The 15992-nt window shown below is 46.0% G+C and carries 11 protein-coding genes; 3 read left to right on the top strand and 8 right to left on the bottom strand.

Annotated elements, in window-relative coordinates; all coding sequences use genetic code 11:
- Nucleotides 1–75 precede the first annotated feature (75 nt).
- A complete protein-coding gene (locus B0I27_RS13470; RefSeq protein WP_106294209.1) occupies nt 76–1722 on the top strand; it encodes a L,D-transpeptidase family protein in 1647 nt (548 codons plus the stop codon).
- 199 nt (nt 1723–1921) lie between these two features.
- On the opposite strand, the gene B0I27_RS13465 is transcribed toward B0I27_RS13470, so the two are convergent.
- Nucleotides 1922–3067: an AI-2E family transporter gene (locus B0I27_RS13465; RefSeq protein WP_342751877.1), complete on the bottom strand. Its 1146-nt coding sequence runs from the start codon at nt 3065–3067 to the stop codon at nt 1922–1924.
- Nucleotides 3068–3191: 124 nt separating this feature from the next.
- Between B0I27_RS13465 and B0I27_RS13460 the strand changes: the two genes are divergently transcribed.
- A complete protein-coding gene (locus tag B0I27_RS13460; RefSeq protein WP_106294205.1) occupies nt 3192–5015 on the top strand; it encodes a MutS-related protein in 1824 nt (607 codons plus the stop codon).
- Here the strand turns inward: B0I27_RS13460 and fmt are convergent.
- The gene (gene fmt, locus B0I27_RS13455; protein WP_106294203.1) at nt 5003–5932 is read right to left on the bottom strand and encodes a methionyl-tRNA formyltransferase; all 930 of its coding nucleotides are present in this window, start codon (nt 5930–5932) and stop codon (nt 5003–5005) included. The two genes, B0I27_RS13460 and fmt, sit on opposite strands and share 13 nt — an antisense overlap.
- A 2-nt stretch (nt 5933–5934) precedes the next feature.
- Nucleotides 5935–7215, bottom strand: coding sequence for an exo-beta-N-acetylmuramidase NamZ family protein (locus tag B0I27_RS13450; RefSeq protein ID WP_106294201.1), 1281 nt, complete (start codon nt 7213–7215; stop codon nt 5935–5937).
- Between the two features lie 78 nt (nt 7216–7293).
- Here B0I27_RS13450 and B0I27_RS13445 point away from each other — a divergent pair, with 78 nt between their 5' ends.
- Nucleotides 7294–8514: an ABC transporter permease gene (locus tag B0I27_RS13445; protein WP_245925518.1), complete on the top strand. Its 1221-nt coding sequence runs from the start codon at nt 7294–7296 to the stop codon at nt 8512–8514.
- Nucleotide 8515: 1 nt separating this feature from the next.
- Here the strand turns inward: B0I27_RS13445 and B0I27_RS13440 are convergent, their stop codons facing one another.
- From B0I27_RS13440 to B0I27_RS13420, 5 genes are all read right to left on the bottom strand, one after another.
- Nucleotides 8516–9835 carry a FecR family protein gene (locus B0I27_RS13440; protein WP_106294199.1) on the bottom strand — a complete coding sequence of 440 codons (1320 nt, stop codon included), beginning with the start codon at nt 9833–9835 and terminating at the stop codon, nt 8516–8518.
- Nucleotides 9825–10406 (bottom strand): RNA polymerase sigma factor, encoded by a 582-nt coding sequence (locus B0I27_RS13435; protein ID WP_245925517.1) that lies wholly within the window; start codon nt 10404–10406, stop codon nt 9825–9827. The genes B0I27_RS13440 and B0I27_RS13435 overlap by 11 nt, the downstream gene beginning before the upstream one ends.
- 90 nt (nt 10407–10496) lie before the next feature.
- Entirely contained in the window at nt 10497–11303 is an 807-nt protein-coding gene (mazG, locus tag B0I27_RS13430; RefSeq protein WP_106294195.1) for a nucleoside triphosphate pyrophosphohydrolase, read from the bottom strand.
- A 127-nt stretch (nt 11304–11430) separates the two neighbouring features.
- Nucleotides 11431–12618, bottom strand: coding sequence for a C1 family peptidase (locus B0I27_RS13425; protein ID WP_106294193.1), 1188 nt, complete (start codon nt 12616–12618; stop codon nt 11431–11433).
- A gap of 121 nt (nt 12619–12739) precedes the next feature.
- The gene (locus B0I27_RS13420; RefSeq protein ID WP_181276783.1) at nt 12740–15976 is read right to left on the bottom strand and encodes an amidohydrolase family protein; all 3237 of its coding nucleotides are present in this window, start codon (nt 15974–15976) and stop codon (nt 12740–12742) included.
- Nucleotides 15977–15992 lie beyond the last annotated feature (16 nt).

The raw sequence follows: 15992 nt of genomic DNA, 5'->3' as shown, positions 1-15992 counted from the left end.
CTTCCGGGCTGCTTAGGGTCTCAGGGCTTCTAAAAACCAAGATGTGTTTTTTGGGTTATCACTAAAACGCATTCTATGAAGAAAATATTCTCTATTAATCACACACTGACATTTCTTGTCGCGCTATTGTTCATTCTTTCAGCATCATCATGCAGTAAAAGAAAATCGGGTGATCAACCCCTGATGGATAGTACTTATATTGCACAGTACATGAACGCAGAACCCCGGTTCAAAGATGAGTTATACTGGGGGAAATTATTTTACAAAGAGCGGGCTTATGAATTAGCCTGGTTCAGAGGTCATGAGCTGATTCCGCAGGCACAGGCCTTTGTTGATGAGCTGGGTAAAGCCGGCGAAGATGGCCTTGACCCTAAGGATTACCAGTTGGTAGACTTTGAGAAGCTATTCAAAGATTTTAAGGGCATCAAACGCGATCTCGAAAAGCGCGATTCTCTCGAGCTGGAAATTGATATGGCCCTGACTGCGTCTTACCTGAACTGGTCTTCAGATTACTATCGGGGGCTTCTGGCTCCTTCAGAATCACGAAAAGCTGATTGGGATATCAACCTGAATAAGATGAACCTCAGCAACGCACTCACGAAGTTCCTTAACGAAAATGCAGAAGATGATATTGACTTCAGGCCAAATCATGCCGAATATGCCAACCTGAAAAAGGCGCTGGCTAACTTTAGAGAAGTGCAGAAAGCCGGGGGCTGGCCCAAAATACCTGCTAACGCTACGGTGAAGGAGGGGCAGGCGTCGCCGGTAGTGCCACTTCTTAAAAGCAGATTAGCAACCTTTCTTGGTAAAGATAGCACCGTGATGAAAGACGATAAGCCGGTATTCTCAAGCGACGTCAAATCAGCACTTAAGAAGTTTCAGGAAGTCAGCGGTCTAACTGCTACCGGGCGCCTCGATGCGGAGACCATACGCTTCATGAATGTTCCAGTGGAAGACAGGATCCGTCAGATCATCATCAATATGGAGCGCTGGAGGTGGATACCGGAGAAATTCGGTTCTGATTACCTGATCGTCAATATTCCCGAGTTCAAGCTAAGGGTATATGAGCAAAATAAGGAAGCGATGAATATGAAGGTTATTGTCGGCAAGGAGCTCCACTCCACACCGGTCTTCAATGATAAGATGGAACATATTGTTCTGGCCCCTTACTGGAATATTCCCCCGGGAATTCTTAAAAATGAAATTGTACCCTCCGTGATGGCGAACCCGAGCTACCTGGAGTCAAAGGATATGGAGGTTATCACAAACGACGGTACAGTTGTCGATCCCGGTTCAGTTGATTGGTCCGCTGCAGGTAGTTCCGGTTTTAAATACATAGTCAGGAGAAGACCTGGTCCAAATAATGACCTTGGTAATGTTAAGTTCATATTTCCGAACTCAAGAAATATCTATTTGCATGACACTCCTGCAGATCAGTTATTCAACGCTTCTAAGCGTGATTTCAGCCATGGCTGTGTAAGGGTAGAAAAGCCGATAGATCTTGCGGTTTACCTGTTGCGTAATGTTGAAGGATGGAACAGGACAAAAATTCTAGATCAGATCAAAACTGGTAATGAGAAGTATGTGCCCCTAAAGGCCAAGCTGCCGGTATATCTCGTCTACTTTACCGCATCTGCCGACACAGATGGACACGTTCGCTTCTTCGATGATGTGTATGATCATGATAAAAAGCTGAAGTCGATGTACTTCAGCAAGCTTTAAATAATACAGCAAGCTACAGTCGTAACTGATAAAAGCGGTACGAGCATAGAAAAGCCTCCATTAAGAATTTTTAATGGAGGTTTTTCTATGCCTATGCCTTATGCAGAAGAAGCGCGCACCCGAAAGATTCTTGTCTGGGTCATACTTTAGATTGGCATTAAATCGCCTTCTAAAGCTTTAACAATCCTGCGAAGCGGAATTACTTGTCGTTAGAATGATCTTCCGGTATGATATCGTTTTCTACTTCCAGCTGCTTTCTCAGGCGATCTGACTTCATCCTCAGCCGGGTGTCTTTCATGGGGCTTTCCTTAGGAATCTCGTCGCCCAGCAATACCCCCCAAGGTTTGAACATATCCGAGCGGTCAAATACGATCTTCATAACCGCGATGATAGGAAGTGAAAGGAACATACCGGATACACCTGCGATCGCTCCACCCACAAGCACTCCTACGATGGTTCCGAGGGCGTTAATGCGGACCTTAGAGCCAACTATCCGGGGCATAAGGATGTTATTGTCCAGAAATTGCACAAAGGCAATTACGCCGAGCACGATGAGCACGGGAGTAAGATCAGGGGATGAGGCCAGAGTTAGTATCACACCCACGAGGTTGCCAATAAGGGCGCCCACGTAAGGAATCAGGTTTAGAAAAGCGAAGAGCACACCGATCAGCAAAGCATGCTTAATTCCCAATACCAGTAATATGCCGCCAAGAAGGATGGTCATATAGGTGATCTGGATCAGCAAACCTATCAGGTAGCTCTTAATAATGGCTTCACTTTCTCCAAGAACGTCTTCAACCTTCGTGTGATCTTCCTTTTTAAACCACATAAAAACGAATCGTAACAGCAGATTTTTATAGGTTAGCATCAGGAAAACATATATTGGTAGCAGCGCGATAAAGACAAGAGTGGATGTCACAGATGTTGCAGCTCCCGTAAGAAGCGTACCTGCATATGTCAACAACTTGTTACTCTGCTCATTAATAAAGTTTATCTGTTCGGTCGTCGAAAAATGACTTATGGAGTTGACCCATCCGCTCAGGGAGTTCAGGTGCATAGAGACGTTTTTTTGTATCTGCGGGAAGTCGGATACGAGCCTCGCAACCTGTGAGGAGAAAAACCAGCCTATCCCACCCAGAAACATCGCCATTAAAAGTATCGGAAGAAAGATCGCCAGCGAATTGGGGAATCTCAACTTCCTGAAATACCTGTAGGCCGGAAGCAATACTATGCTGATAAAAAAAGCCATTACAAGTGGCATGATGATGTTATTGCCAAGAATAACAAGGGCTACAAGCAAAAATAAGCCAAGAAGTTCAATAGACCTTTTGACTGTAATCGGCATTTCTTTCATTTTTATACTATATTAAGCTCAACACAAGATAGCCAAATAGGTTGTATCTCTCCCGGTTTTTTTTAATGGGCAGGAGAGTTGGATTTTATTGCTATAATTAACAACAATATTTCGCATGAGAATTTACCAGGAAAATATAGATCAGGCATCTGCGGAGATCAGGCGTCTTAATAAGAAGATTAACCTCTACTCCGTACTGCGGGTCTGCACCCTCGTACTGGGAGGATTTCTGATCTACAACGCGGTTAAGGCAGAGGCAGTCTGGCTGCTTTACTTGTCATTGTTCCTTGTCATCATCAGCTTCGCATGGTTAGTGAGTAGACAAAGCAAGTTCAGCGTATTAAAGGATTTCAACCAGGCGCTTCTGCAGGTAAATGAAAATGAACTGGAAAGTGTAAGAAGCCGGACTAACCTGTATGATGATGGCTCTGAATGGATGGACGATCATCATAATTATACCTCAGATCTCGACATCTTTGGCAAGCAAAGCCTCTATCATCTGATCAACCGCTGTGCTACTACCTTTGGCCGAACGCAAATGGCTGCCTGGTTTAAAGATGCATCTCCAAACGACACTATCCTCAAGCGCCAAAGCGCCTCTCTGGAAATTGCAGAAAAAAGGAGCTGGAAGGTGCAATTTCAGGCGGCTCTTTTGTTTGCTAACTCGAAATCCGGGCAGACGGAGGTATCCGGACTTTTTAGATATCTTGAAACCGGTAAGGAATCAATACAAGCCTGGGTAAAGTCATTTATAAAGATAAGTCCCTGGCTGTTCTATGGTTCGGCGGTGGCGGCTTATTTCTATGCACCCTTCCTGCTGCTTTTATTTGCAACGGGACTAGCCAACATCATCCTGGTCATTGCCTTTCATGAGCGGGTAAACAAGGCGGAAAGAATGATGGGTAGAGTGGGAGTGACACTTTCCCATTACTCACGGGCCTTTCGTATGATCGAAGAGGAAAAGTGGAATTCTCCTCTTTGTCGGGAACTCGCCGGCAAATTTACCTTGCCCGAAACCAATACAACACTTTCATCGGAAATTAAGCATCTTTCTGAAATCATGAACAAGCTGGATTACAGATTGAACATGTTCGTCGGCACTTTGCTTAATATCAGTTTTGCCTGGGATGTAAGACAATATGCGGCTATCCTGGAATGGAAAGAGATTAACAAAGACTATATTGAGAATGCCTTTGGAAGTGCGGGTTCCTTCGAATGCCTTCAGAGCATTGCGGGTCTGCATATAAATTATCCTTCATGGAGCATGCCGCTGATTAGTGAGGGGGCCCGTTACACGTTAAAAGCAACACAAATAGGCCACCCCTTGATCGCCGAAGATGTTCGCGTGAACAACGATTTTGATCTATCTGACGATCTTAAGATTGATATCATAACCGGCTCTAATATGGCTGGAAAAAGTACCTTTCTAAGAACTCTGGGTATAAACACCATTCTGGCTCTCTGCGGCGCCCCTGTATGCGCCAGGAGTATGGAACTAAGCAATATGAAGATCTTCTCGTATATGCGCATCAAGGATTCCCTGAACGAAAATATTTCAACCTTTAAAGCGGAGCTGAACCGCCTGCAACTTCTCTTAGACGTTCTCAAAGAGGATGAAAAGGTGTACTTTTTGATTGATGAGATGCTCCGCGGAACAAATTCCGTGGATAAATACCTGGGGTCTAAAGCCATCATCGAAAGGCTCATTTCTCAACGATCTGTAGGGATAGTGGCGACACATGATCTACAGATCGCTGAGCTTGAGCAGCAATACCCTGATTATATCCGGAATTTCTATTTTGATATCCGGGTCCTTGGAGAGGAGATGACTTTTGACTACAAGCTGAAGAACGGTGCGTGTAAGACCTTCAATGCTTCTCTGCTTTTGAGAAAACTGGGTATCGAGGTGAAGAAAGAAAATGAAGGCTACAGTCTGTAGCCTCTTAGGAATTCAGCAATGCCGATCCGCTTCTTGCCCTCCAACTGAATGGTCTCAAGCGCTATGTAGCCGTCCGTACACGCGAACTTTAAGAAGGATTTACCATCTGTCTCGTATTGGCCAGCTTCGACATCAGGCTTCGAGAGCTCACGCGTCGCAGAATAAACCTTCAGTGTTTTGCCGTCTAAATGCGTATAAGCAGCTGGATAAGGACTTAGGCCTCTGATATGGTTATATACGTCATTAACGGGCTTGCTCCAGTCGATCAGGCAAGTCTCCTTAAAAATCTTGGGGGCGTGCTTTGTATCCAAAGCTTTACCCTCCTCATCCAGAATCTCGTCCTGAGGCTTCTCCTGGTAGTTGTTGTTCTCTATTGCCGTGACCGTTTTTACCACCAAATCCGCACCTGTCAGCATCAGCTTGTCATGTACATCACCCGCTGTCTCATCGTCCCCGATCGCCACTTTCTCAGCAAACAGGATATTCCCGGTGTCTATTTCATGCTGAAGGAAGAAGGTGGTCACCCCCGTTTCCTTTTCGCCATTGATGATCGCCCAGTTTATCGGAGCTGCACCCCTGTACTGCGGAAGGAGCGAGCCGTGGAGGTTAATAGTTCCTTTTGAAGGCATATCCCAGACTACAGCAGGCAGCATCCGAAAGGCTACCACTACCTGAAGATCAGCCTTAAATGCTTTCAGCTCTTCCAAAAAGGTTTCATTCTTTAGCTTCACCGGTTGAAGCACCGGCAGCTGATGTTCTACAGCATATTGCTTTACCGCAGATTGCTGTAGCTTTTGCCCGCGGCCTGCCGGCTTATCAGGCGCAGTTACTACCGCCACCACTTCTTTTCCACTCCTGATCAGTGCGTCCAGCGATGCTACCGCAAAGTCTGGAGTCCCCATAAATATTATTCTCATGACTACGGATACAAGAGGTATTTCTTTCTCATTTGTTTATAGGCAGAGAGTTCAGGCTCCCAGCTTGCACGTATGTCCTGCTCGCTCATGCCTGAGGCAATCTGCTTCTGCAGCTTATCATTACCTGCAAGTCTGTTGAAGTTGTTAATCTGCTTGCTTTGTTTGAAATCGAAAAACTTCTCCTTTTCCGGATACGCATTATACATATCGATCAGCCAGCTTAGGTTCAGCTTTCCCGTTTTTTTGAATACGGAGGTATCATACTTGCGCAGATCCAGCCCGTAGCAGAGCTGATTTTGATGCAGTGGTGTCTCACTCATTCCTTTTATGCTGACGGGGCTGAAAGTGAAATCGTACTTTCCTTTCAAAAGCGGACTTCCCAGTACCTGGAAAGGCATATGTGTTCCGCGTCCCTGACTGATAATTGTGCCCTCAAACAAACACAACGATGGATAAAGCAAGATAGACTGCTGTGTATTCAGATTCGGTGAGGGCTTTACAGGCAGGGTATAATACATATCATGTTTATATCCTTTAAGTTTGACGATCTTAAGATCACATTTAATCTTTCCTTTCAGCCATCCTTCGCCGTTCACCATTTTCGCATATTCACCTATCGTCAGGCCGTGCAAGACAGGGATGGGGTGCATGCCAATGAAGGATTTGAATTTCTCTTCCAGAACGGGTCCGTCAATATAAAAACCGTTGGGATTAGGCCTGTCAAGCACGATAAGCTTGATCTTGTTTTCCGCACAAGCTTCCATGATATAATGTAGGGTCGAGATATAGGTATAAAAGCGTACTCCAACATCTTGTATATCAAACACCATAATGTCAATTCCCTTAAGGTCCTGAACAGTAGGTTTGTAATGACTGCCGTACAGGGAGATTACCGGAAGTCCTGTCTTCGCATCGATGTTGCTGCTCACTTTGGCTCCGGCACTTGCCTCGCCACGGAAGCCGTGTTCAGGTCCGAAAACCTTCACGATGTTGATTCCTAAAGACCTTAGGCTATCTACGCTGTGTGTTTTGCCGATTATGGAAGTCGGATTGACAACCATACCCACTTTCTTACCTTTTAGGTCAGTCAGGTATTGCGACGTTTGGTCTGCACCAGTCAGAAGTCCGCTTGTCGCACTTGGATTCACTGTCGCGCTATTGGCTTCAGAGCCAGTTTCAGAAGTCTGTTGTACGCTGCCTGCTTGTTTAACATTGCCGCAGGAAATAACCGGCTGGCTGAGTAAAATTCCGCTAAGCAGAAGAGGTGTGAGATGTTTTATCATGTATGTAAAGATATATCTGCACATTTGTCAAGGCAGAAAAATGTGCATCTTTGCTAAATTACAAAAAAACTTTATAGCGTGACTTTCGCCTCCTTCATTGCAAACCGAATAACTTTCCGCTCGAAGCGCACTTTTTCCAGGCTCAGTGTGCGGATCGCTATTGTAGGGATCATGCTCGGTCTTGCCGTGATGATTCTGTCTGTTGCCGTTGTTAAAGGCTTCAAGTCTGAAATCCGCGAGAAAGTAAGGGGTTTCTCGGGCGACATTATCGTCATGAAATATGACTTAAACGCATCTAATGAGGCCTCGCCTTTTAGTATCCATCCCGACACCCTTGCACTGCTCTCCAAACTCCCCAACATCTCCCACATGTATCCTTATGCCGTAAAGCAAGGGATAATCAATGCCAATGATGAAATGGAGGGCGTGATCCTTAAGGGGGTAGACAAGAACTTTAACTGGGACTATTTCAAAAAGGTACTTGTTTCGGGGGATGTCATCGACTTCACAGACAGCGTCAAAGCCAAGAGACAGATCCTGATTTCCAAGGTTATAGCAGATCGAATGCGACTGAAAGTGGGGGATGACTTTCTTATGTACTTTGTGCAGGAGCCTCTCCGGAGAAGGAAGTTTGATATCGTCGGAATATACGATCTGGGGATTGAGGAAGTAGACAAAGCCTATGTTATCGGGGACATCTCCGTAGTACAGCGTCTGAACAACTGGGCGCCGGGCACCGTTGGAGGTTATGAAGTACAGGTCAAACATTTCGACGCCGTCGACCATTCCGCCCTCAGTGTCAATGATAACATTGGCATGGGTCTGCGTGCCTATTCTATCACGGAGTATTATCCAACCATTTTTCAGTGGCTCTCCCTTTTAGATGTCAATACAGAGGTAATCCTGATTCTGATGCTTGCTGTAGCGATCATCAACATGATCTCCGCGCTGCTTATCATTATTCTGGAAAGAACGAACATGATCGGGGTATTAAAGGCTCTTGGCGCCACTAACTGGGGCATCCAGAAGATCTTCCTCCAAAATGCCGCCTATCTGATTGGTTTCGGACTCTTACTCGGAAATGTGTTAGGCATTGGCCTCGGCCTGTTTCAGGTGCATACTCACTTCTTCGAGCTCGATCAGGCATCCTATTACATGTCTTTTGTGCCGGTGGAACTCGAAGTCGCCGATATCCTCTTACTTAACGCCGGAACGCTCGTCATCTGCCTCCTGGTGCTTATCATTCCTTCAACGCTGGTCAGCAGAATCTCGCCCGTCAAGGCCATTACCTTCAAGTAGGCTAGCGCGAATTAAAGTTCCATTTTAGATTAAGCCCTGCGGAACTGAAGCGGATATCCTGTGAACCAAGTCCCCCAAGCGGGTATTTTAGAAAAGGCTCAAGGGATAACTTGCTTTGCTTGCCAATTGGGTAACCATAGCCCACTGACAGGTTCAGCATCCTGGCAAAGTCAAAGCTGCTGGTATTGGTAGTGGTCTTTTCGTTAGGGAACGATTCCACTGAACTGTCATAAATGGAATTATATCCGTAGTCGTAGGTATAGGTTTCGTCGAAGAAGAAATTGGAACTCAGCCCGGCAACCACATACAATTCCTCTTTTTTCTCGAAGAAGGTATACTTCAGGTTAACCGGAATATCCAAACCCATCAAAGAGGCGTCATAGCCATGAATAGAGTAATTGATAGCCGAAACTTTAGCATCCGGACCCGCAACCATGAGATTCTGGCTTTTGGACATGGTTGAGCTTAAGAAAGACGCAGCTGCCTGTTCAGGAATGCGAGAGTCATATCGCAATGAGTTTTGCGCTATAGAAACACCTGTTGTCAACTTCAGTTTCGATGTCAGATCCAATTCAGAACTAATTCCTACACCGGTATTGACCCGCGATTTACTTCCTTCCGCATAAGAGACGTGACTACCCGCATACAAACTGAACGATAGCTTCGCATCCTTGCTTTTTTCTTTATGATTGGAACCTTCTTCTGCTAGCAGCTCACGCTTAGCCTGCTGCAGTTGATCATAGCTTTCCGGAACAGCCGTTGCAGCAGGTCTCCTGACTTCGCTAGCTACCGCAGGTGCATGCTCCTGAACTTGTTCCCCGGTCTCTATAGAGGCAATGACCGGAGTTTGTTCCAAACTATTCGCCGCCAAAGTGTCTCTCGCTGCAGAAACGGCCAACGACACAGACATAGGCTGTTCTTCTGCCGCTAGCCCTGGCTCATTATTTCGTTTGCCCGATCTTGCAACGTACAATCTGGTTTCCTCTCCGCTTTCTCTGTCCATGGGCTCTCCGGCGCTCGCAGTTGCTTCTTCGGCGCCTTGCCGGGATAAGCCTCCGTCATGAGATAAAGTAGCCTCCCGAGGTTTTTCCTGCGATGCCAGTTGGATCTTGGCGTCTTTCGGATAGAACATCCAGACACCGGCTATCAACAATAATACTGCAGCGGCAGATCCAAGCCAGTAAATGACAGGAGAGCGGCGCTTGGCAGGCTGGTGTTTCAGACGCAGTTGTTCCCATCCATGATCAGCAGAGTCATCCTCATACTCATCAAAGACCTGAACAATTCGTTCAACCAACTTTTTGTCAAAACTATCTTGCATAGCTACCCTCCTGATGATTCCAGTGCTTTCTTAATTTTTCTTTAGCCCGACTCAGGTAAACGCGGGAGGAGCTGACCGGTATAGATAACATATTGCCTATTTCGTCATGACTGTAACCATCAATTTCATATAGGTTGAATACCGTTTTTTGGATCTCCGGAAGGTAGTTCAGCAGCTTAAGTATATCTTTCGCATTAATATTCTCCACTGCCTCCGGCGCTTTGCCGATATATATTGCCTCGTCTATATCTTCCTGATTCATGTGCTTCAGGTTTCGTCTTCTATGATCGATAGACGTATTTACAATAATTCTACGTAGCCAGGCCTTAAAAGGTTGGTTTTCATCGTAAAAACTTATCGCCTTAAAAACCTTAATAAAAGAATCATTCACCACTTCCAATACGTCATCTTTGTTTTGTAAATACCTCATCCCAACGCCCATAGCATATCCATAGAAATGCTTGTAAAGTTTTTCCTGAAACTTTATCTCTCCCGACTTGCACCTTGAAATCAACTCGTTTTCAGAAAAACTCTGAGGTTTATGCATGGACTTGGAATCGTTCTTAATCAATTCTACTGTTTTTTTGACTTAAAACGATCTGCTATCATAATGATATAAATACGCTGATCCGGATCGTTTCGCTACAATAAAGCTGAAGTTTTAAATGGTCTTTGCCTCGTTCCAGAATATATCCATTTCTGCCAGGGTCATATCCTGCAAAGCCTTGCCATTTTCGGCCGCCTTGGACTCCAGATACTGAAAACGCTTGATGAATTTCTTATTGGTTTTTTCCAAAGCATTTTCCGGATTGATCTTAATAAAGCGGGCGTAATTGATCAGCGAGAACAGCAAATCCCCGAACTCCGCTTCAGCCTTTTCTATATCAACAGGAACTCCGGAAACGGTATTGAACTCCTCCTTAAATTCCTGCATCTCTTCCTCCACCTTTTCCCAAACCTGTGATTTATCCTCCCAGTCAAAGCCCACTCCTCTGGCCTTCTCCTGTATCCGCGAAGCTTTTACCAGGGCCGGAAGGGAAGGGGGGACGCCTCCCAGAACAGATTTATTGCCTTCCTTGAGTTTGAGCTTCTCCCAGTTCCGTTTCACGTCGTCCTCACTCTGAACAACCGTGTCGCCGTATATATGTGGATGTCTGATGATGAGCTTTTCACAGATGCCATTCAGCACATCGACGATATCAAACTGCCCGGTTTCCGAAGCTATCCTTGCGTAAAAAACCAGGTGTAGCATGATATCACCTATTTCCTTCTTGATCTCATCGGGGTCAGCCTCCAGGATCGCGTCAGACAGCTCATAAGTTTCTTCAATCGTCAGATGTCTCAGGCTTTCCATGGTCTGTTTCTTATCCCATGGACACTGCTCTCTGAGCGTGTTCATTACCGTCAAGAGTCTTTCAAATGCAGAAGCCGGTGTATTGCCCGTCGAGGGAATAATATTTTGAGGCATATAGATTTATTTTAAACAAAAATAGAGAAATTCTCATAGCCGGAGAAGGCATAAAGGAACCCCCGTAACAAGAACGGCTGCAAGTACAAAGTACTGGCAGCCGTTCTTGTTGATAATGTGACTCGCGCTATACGCCTAGTTTCTTTCTTACATCAGAAGGAATAGCCTTTTTATTGAGAAGAAGGGTGGTCGTCTTCAACTTAACAAAGTTCTTGGTTACATACAAGAACCCTTTGTAATCATTAGATAATCCCCACGAATTTTTAACAATGTAATACTCCTTACCGTTCTGATCTTTCGCCAGGCCAACGATATGCATACCGTGGTCATCAGTTGTGCTGTAATTATCATACTCCAGCTGTCTCAAATCTTCCGTGATGTTCATCTCAGCCTTTGGTCCGTTGAACATCTCGTTGATTTCCCCCTGGTTCATATCTTCGTATTTCTTCTCTGGGATATAAGCAACCCCGTTCTTCCAGCTAAAGCCTTTCTCGCTCACATCTGTTGCCCAGGCAACCGTATAGCCGTTTTTCAATGCATTGTCGATGGTGCTGGTCAGCTCGTCCATTTTTACATTATACACCTGATCAAAGGACCAGTTATCCGGTACAAGCAAGGTAAACTTCTTGTATACTGGATATTCCTTGAAAGATGAGATCTCCACATAATCGTCGGCATTCAGGCCTACAACCTCCTTGGCGAAGCTTTGTGGAGTATAGCTTTTACCTTCATAAGTAAACGACTGAGGAACTTTTCCAAGATAAGCGTCGATAGTCGCTGTGTAAGCTTCCAGCCAGTTTGGTGTCAGTACCCCATTTGGGTTTTTAACCACCGCCTGAAGAACGCTCTGAGAAACCGCCGCCATCTCCGCGAATTTATTCTTTGATGTGCCGTAGTTCAAACCGGTGTAAACACTCTGAGGTAACGCACCATATTTACGATACATATTGATCACGTCATGAAAAGCACCACCATCGCCAAGGCTTACTGCACCCTGCATACGGACATAGTTTCTGCCTTTTTCAATATAAGCACAACGTGCAGGGTAGATCTGAGAGAGCTCAACAGGCTTACGTCCCTGTTTAATCATTTCTGACTCCAGAAATGAATTGGTTGAATAAGCCCAGCAGGTTCCTGACGATCCCTGATTTTTGATGGATGTCGTTTCCAGATTGATGACTTCACTAAATTTGAAGCCTGCCTTGCTGTTATTGCTTTGATTGGCGTCTAATGATTTAACAAGATTGTCTTGCGCGAAGGAAATGCTGGCTGCTGAAACGAATACAGCAGCTAAAATGGATGGTCTGAACTTCATTCTTTAGTTAATGATTACAAATGCTCCTGCAAATAAGCGATGATCACTAATTTACAGGAGCATTTCTCTTTGATAAATCAAAAATACGAGCAATTTGGCTAAATTAAAAACTTAAGAAGCCTTAATCGCACTTCGGATGTGTAAAAATAAAGGTATCTGACGCTCCTTCAGGTCCCATGGTGTCACCCTTAATTTGTTGCCACCAGAATTTTGCATGTTGCATCGGATGATTTCCTTCCTCGTTCATGGTCTGTGCGTCAAACAGCCGACCATTTACCATTACCGACCTGATCTTATCTGTATTTCTGATATCATCCAGTGGATTGGCGTCCAGGACGATCAGATCCGCAAGTTTACCCGGTTCAAGGGATCCTATCTCTTTCGACATTCCGAGGTAGGATGCGCCGTTGATCGTACTCGCACGGAGGATGTCATGCGCAGCCATGCCGCCCTGAGCCAGCATCCAGAGCTCCCAATGTGCTCCGAGACCCTGAATCTGTCCGTGAGAACCTAAGTTAATCTTCGTGCCTCCGTCGGCTATATATTTCACGGCTTTCGACACTTCGATATGCCCGTAGTCGCCAAATTCAGAGGTCGTCCTCCGTCTTGAACGGCTGTCAATAATGCCTCTGGGAGTGAAGCTTAGCAGTTTGTCGTTCTCCCAGACGTTTGTGCGGTCGTACCAGAAGTTTTCTCCCGACTGTGAGCCATAACTAACGATCAGTGTAGGAGTGTACCCCGATTTGCTGGCGTTCCATAGCGATTTAACGTCTTTATAAACCGGTATAACCGGTATATTGTGCTCAATGCCGCTATGCCCGTCCAGGATCATCGACATATTGGTAAAGAACGTAGAGCCGCCTTCCGGGAATACCTCCATCTTCAGCTCCCTGGCCGCTTGTATGATCTGCTGGCGCTGCTCTCTTCTGGGCTGGTTGTACGATTTTACTGAAAAGGCGCCCGACATCTTTAATCTTCTCAGGTGCGAGCGTGCATCGTCAGCACTATTGATCACCGCCTTGAAGTCGCCATCCGCACCATACAAAATAGTGCCGGTAGAATATATCCGCGGTCCTTTTATTGTTCCTGCCCTCACCATTTCAGCCTGACTTAAGACCATCTCCGTGTTGCTGGAAGGGTCATGTGCCGTTGTTACGCCATAAGCGAGGTTGGCATAGTAACTCCAGTCTTGTTGAGGAGAGATTCCGTCCGGACTGGTAGGCAGATGAGCATGCACATCTACCAGCCCAGGCATAATGGTCTGGTTGTCCGCGCTGATCACTTTCGCATCATCCGGAACCTTCACCTGATCCGCCGGACCGACGGCCGTGATACGGTTACCCTCTATCACGATCGTTCCTTTTTTAATTACTTCTTTACCCTTCATCGTAATGATCCGTGCGTTTGTAAAAGCGATCTTGCCTTCCGGAAGGTCGCTTTTGATCTTCAGACCGATTTCAACGCCCGAGGTGTCGATAGGAGGAAGGTTATTGGGTGCACCCTCAGCAAAACTGAAGGTATTCTTTACCTGTCTGCTAAAATACTGCGAACCGAGTGTCCAGTTCAGGTTCTTGCTGTCGTGGCTCCAATGAAGATAAATCCCCGCGTCACGCGTCACCTTGGTTACCGGCAGCGACTTGTTGGTTGCCGACAGCTCAATGCCGTTGGCCGTGTTCAGCAGAGGGGTGATATAAGCGTTGAACAACTCAGTGAAAGCAAGCCATTTGCCATCCGGACTAGGCGCAAACTGACTGGCGTACTGGGAATGGTAGTGCACACGCTCACTGCCGCCGCTCAGGTCCACACTCATAAAAGCTTTTTTGCCTTCATGTGTGCTCTGGAAAAATACACGCGAGTCGTTTCCGTTGAAATACGGATCGACCCCTTTGCCGACAACTTTCTGAGGCGTTCCTCCATTAGCAGAAATGATATAGATCCCCGGATTCTTTCCATGGGTATATCCCAACATATGGTTGCCTCCCCCCTTTGCATATATAATTTTGTCTCCTTTGTTGGAGTAGCGAGGCGTATAATAAAACCCTTTTTCAGAGGTCAGAGGTTGTGACTCGAGCGTCTGGAGGTCAAGTTTCCTGATAGAAGCCTTGTCTTCGTCTGTCCAGGCAACATAAACCATTGACTTGCCGTCCGGACTGAAATTAGGATCAAACTCAAACGCTGTGCCCGTAGAGATACGCTTAGGCTGACCGTTAGGCAGTTCCTTCAGGTAGACGAATCCCCCTGAATTGAAAGCAATCATCTTTCCATCAGGAGAGGTAGCCAGCTGCCTGATCATCCTCGAATCAAATTCCTCATTAAAGACCTGGTGTTCAAAATGAAGGACTTCGGCAATAACATGTGAAGAGTTGACTTCAAAAGGAATAATACTTACCGTCTGCGTAAGGATATCCAGATTCCTGATCTTTCCCTTGGCATAAAAGATGATGTTCTTGCTGTCGGGAGTAAAGGCAAAGTTCGGATAAACGCCAAAGATCGCCCATGTCTCCTGCTGATCGCGGGACAGGTCATCATAAACAGGCCACTCTTCTCCAGTGTTCAGATCATGCAGATAGAGCACCGATTTAAGCCTTGCCCTTCTTACAAAAGCAAGCAACTTCCCATCCGGCGATACGCGTGGACGTACTGCGCCTCCCGGCCCACCTGTTACTTTTTCTGTCTCTCCGGTTTCGCGGTTCAACCGTTTGATAGCATAGATTTCCCCGTTCGGATCTTTATTGTACTGAAAGTAGGGGCCCGGACTCACATCTTCACTGTAATAGATATATTTCCCGTCGTGGGACACTTCCGGTTCGCCGGCATCCTGCTGATCATTTTTGCGTTTCGTCAGCTGCACACCTTCGCCCCCCGAAATATGGTACATCCACATTTCGCCTGCTCCAAGAGAACGGGTATTGGTAAAGTGCTTCCTGGCGATAAGGAACTGATTATCGGGCGTCCATACTGCATTATTCAGCAGCCTGAAGGTTTCCTTCGATACAGCACGCTTACCTGATCCGTTGCTGTTCATCACCCAGATATTGTCGCCGCCCTCACGGTCGCTGGTATAGGAGATTTGTTTGCCGTTCGGACTGAAGCGGGGCTGTACATCAAACGCATTGCCGCCCGAAAGTAAGGTCGCCCTGCCCCCAGATATAGGCATCTTATAAATATCACCCAGCAGGTCAAACACAATTTCTTTACCATCCGGACTGACGTCCAGATTCATCCATGTCCCTTCATCAGTGCTAAAAGAAACTGCTTTGGTTGGTCCTCCCGGTTTTTCTACGTTCCAATTCGACTTAACCTGTGCAGATGCGTATTGAAAAAGCAGTGTAAACAATATCAGTGTGTATCTTTTCATTATGTATGTCCCTAAG

The sequence above is a fragment of the Arcticibacter pallidicorallinus genome (assembly GCF_003002875.1).
Taxonomy (GTDB): domain Bacteria; phylum Bacteroidota; class Bacteroidia; order Sphingobacteriales; family Sphingobacteriaceae; genus Arcticibacter; species Arcticibacter pallidicorallinus.
This window is presented reverse-complemented; position numbering and strand designations above follow the sequence as displayed.

Excerpts from the sequence above, each read along its gene's own strand:
- B0I27_RS13460 (WP_106294205.1), top strand. The coding sequence starts at position 3,192 with ATGAGAATTTACCAGGAAAATATAGATCAGGCATCTGCGGAGATCAGG.
- B0I27_RS13440 (WP_106294199.1), bottom strand. The coding sequence starts at position 9,835 with ATGCAAGATAGTTTTGACAAAAAGTTGGTTGAACGAATTGTTCAGGTC.
- fmt (WP_106294203.1), bottom strand. The coding sequence starts at position 5,932 with ATGAGAATAATATTTATGGGGACTCCAGACTTTGCGGTAGCATCGCTG.
- mazG (WP_106294195.1), bottom strand. The coding sequence starts at position 11,303 with ATGCCTCAAAATATTATTCCCTCGACGGGCAATACACCGGCTTCTGCA.
- B0I27_RS13420 (WP_181276783.1), bottom strand. The coding sequence starts at position 15,976 with ATGAAAAGATACACACTGATATTGTTTACACTGCTTTTTCAATACGCA.
- B0I27_RS13465 (WP_342751877.1), bottom strand. The coding sequence starts at position 3,067 with ATGCCGATTACAGTCAAAAGGTCTATTGAACTTCTTGGCTTATTTTTG.
- B0I27_RS13450 (WP_106294201.1), bottom strand. The coding sequence starts at position 7,215 with ATGATAAAACATCTCACACCTCTTCTGCTTAGCGGAATTTTACTCAGC.
- B0I27_RS13470 (WP_106294209.1), top strand. The coding sequence starts at position 76 with ATGAAGAAAATATTCTCTATTAATCACACACTGACATTTCTTGTCGCG.
- B0I27_RS13425 (WP_106294193.1), bottom strand. The coding sequence starts at position 12,618 with ATGAAGTTCAGACCATCCATTTTAGCTGCTGTATTCGTTTCAGCAGCC.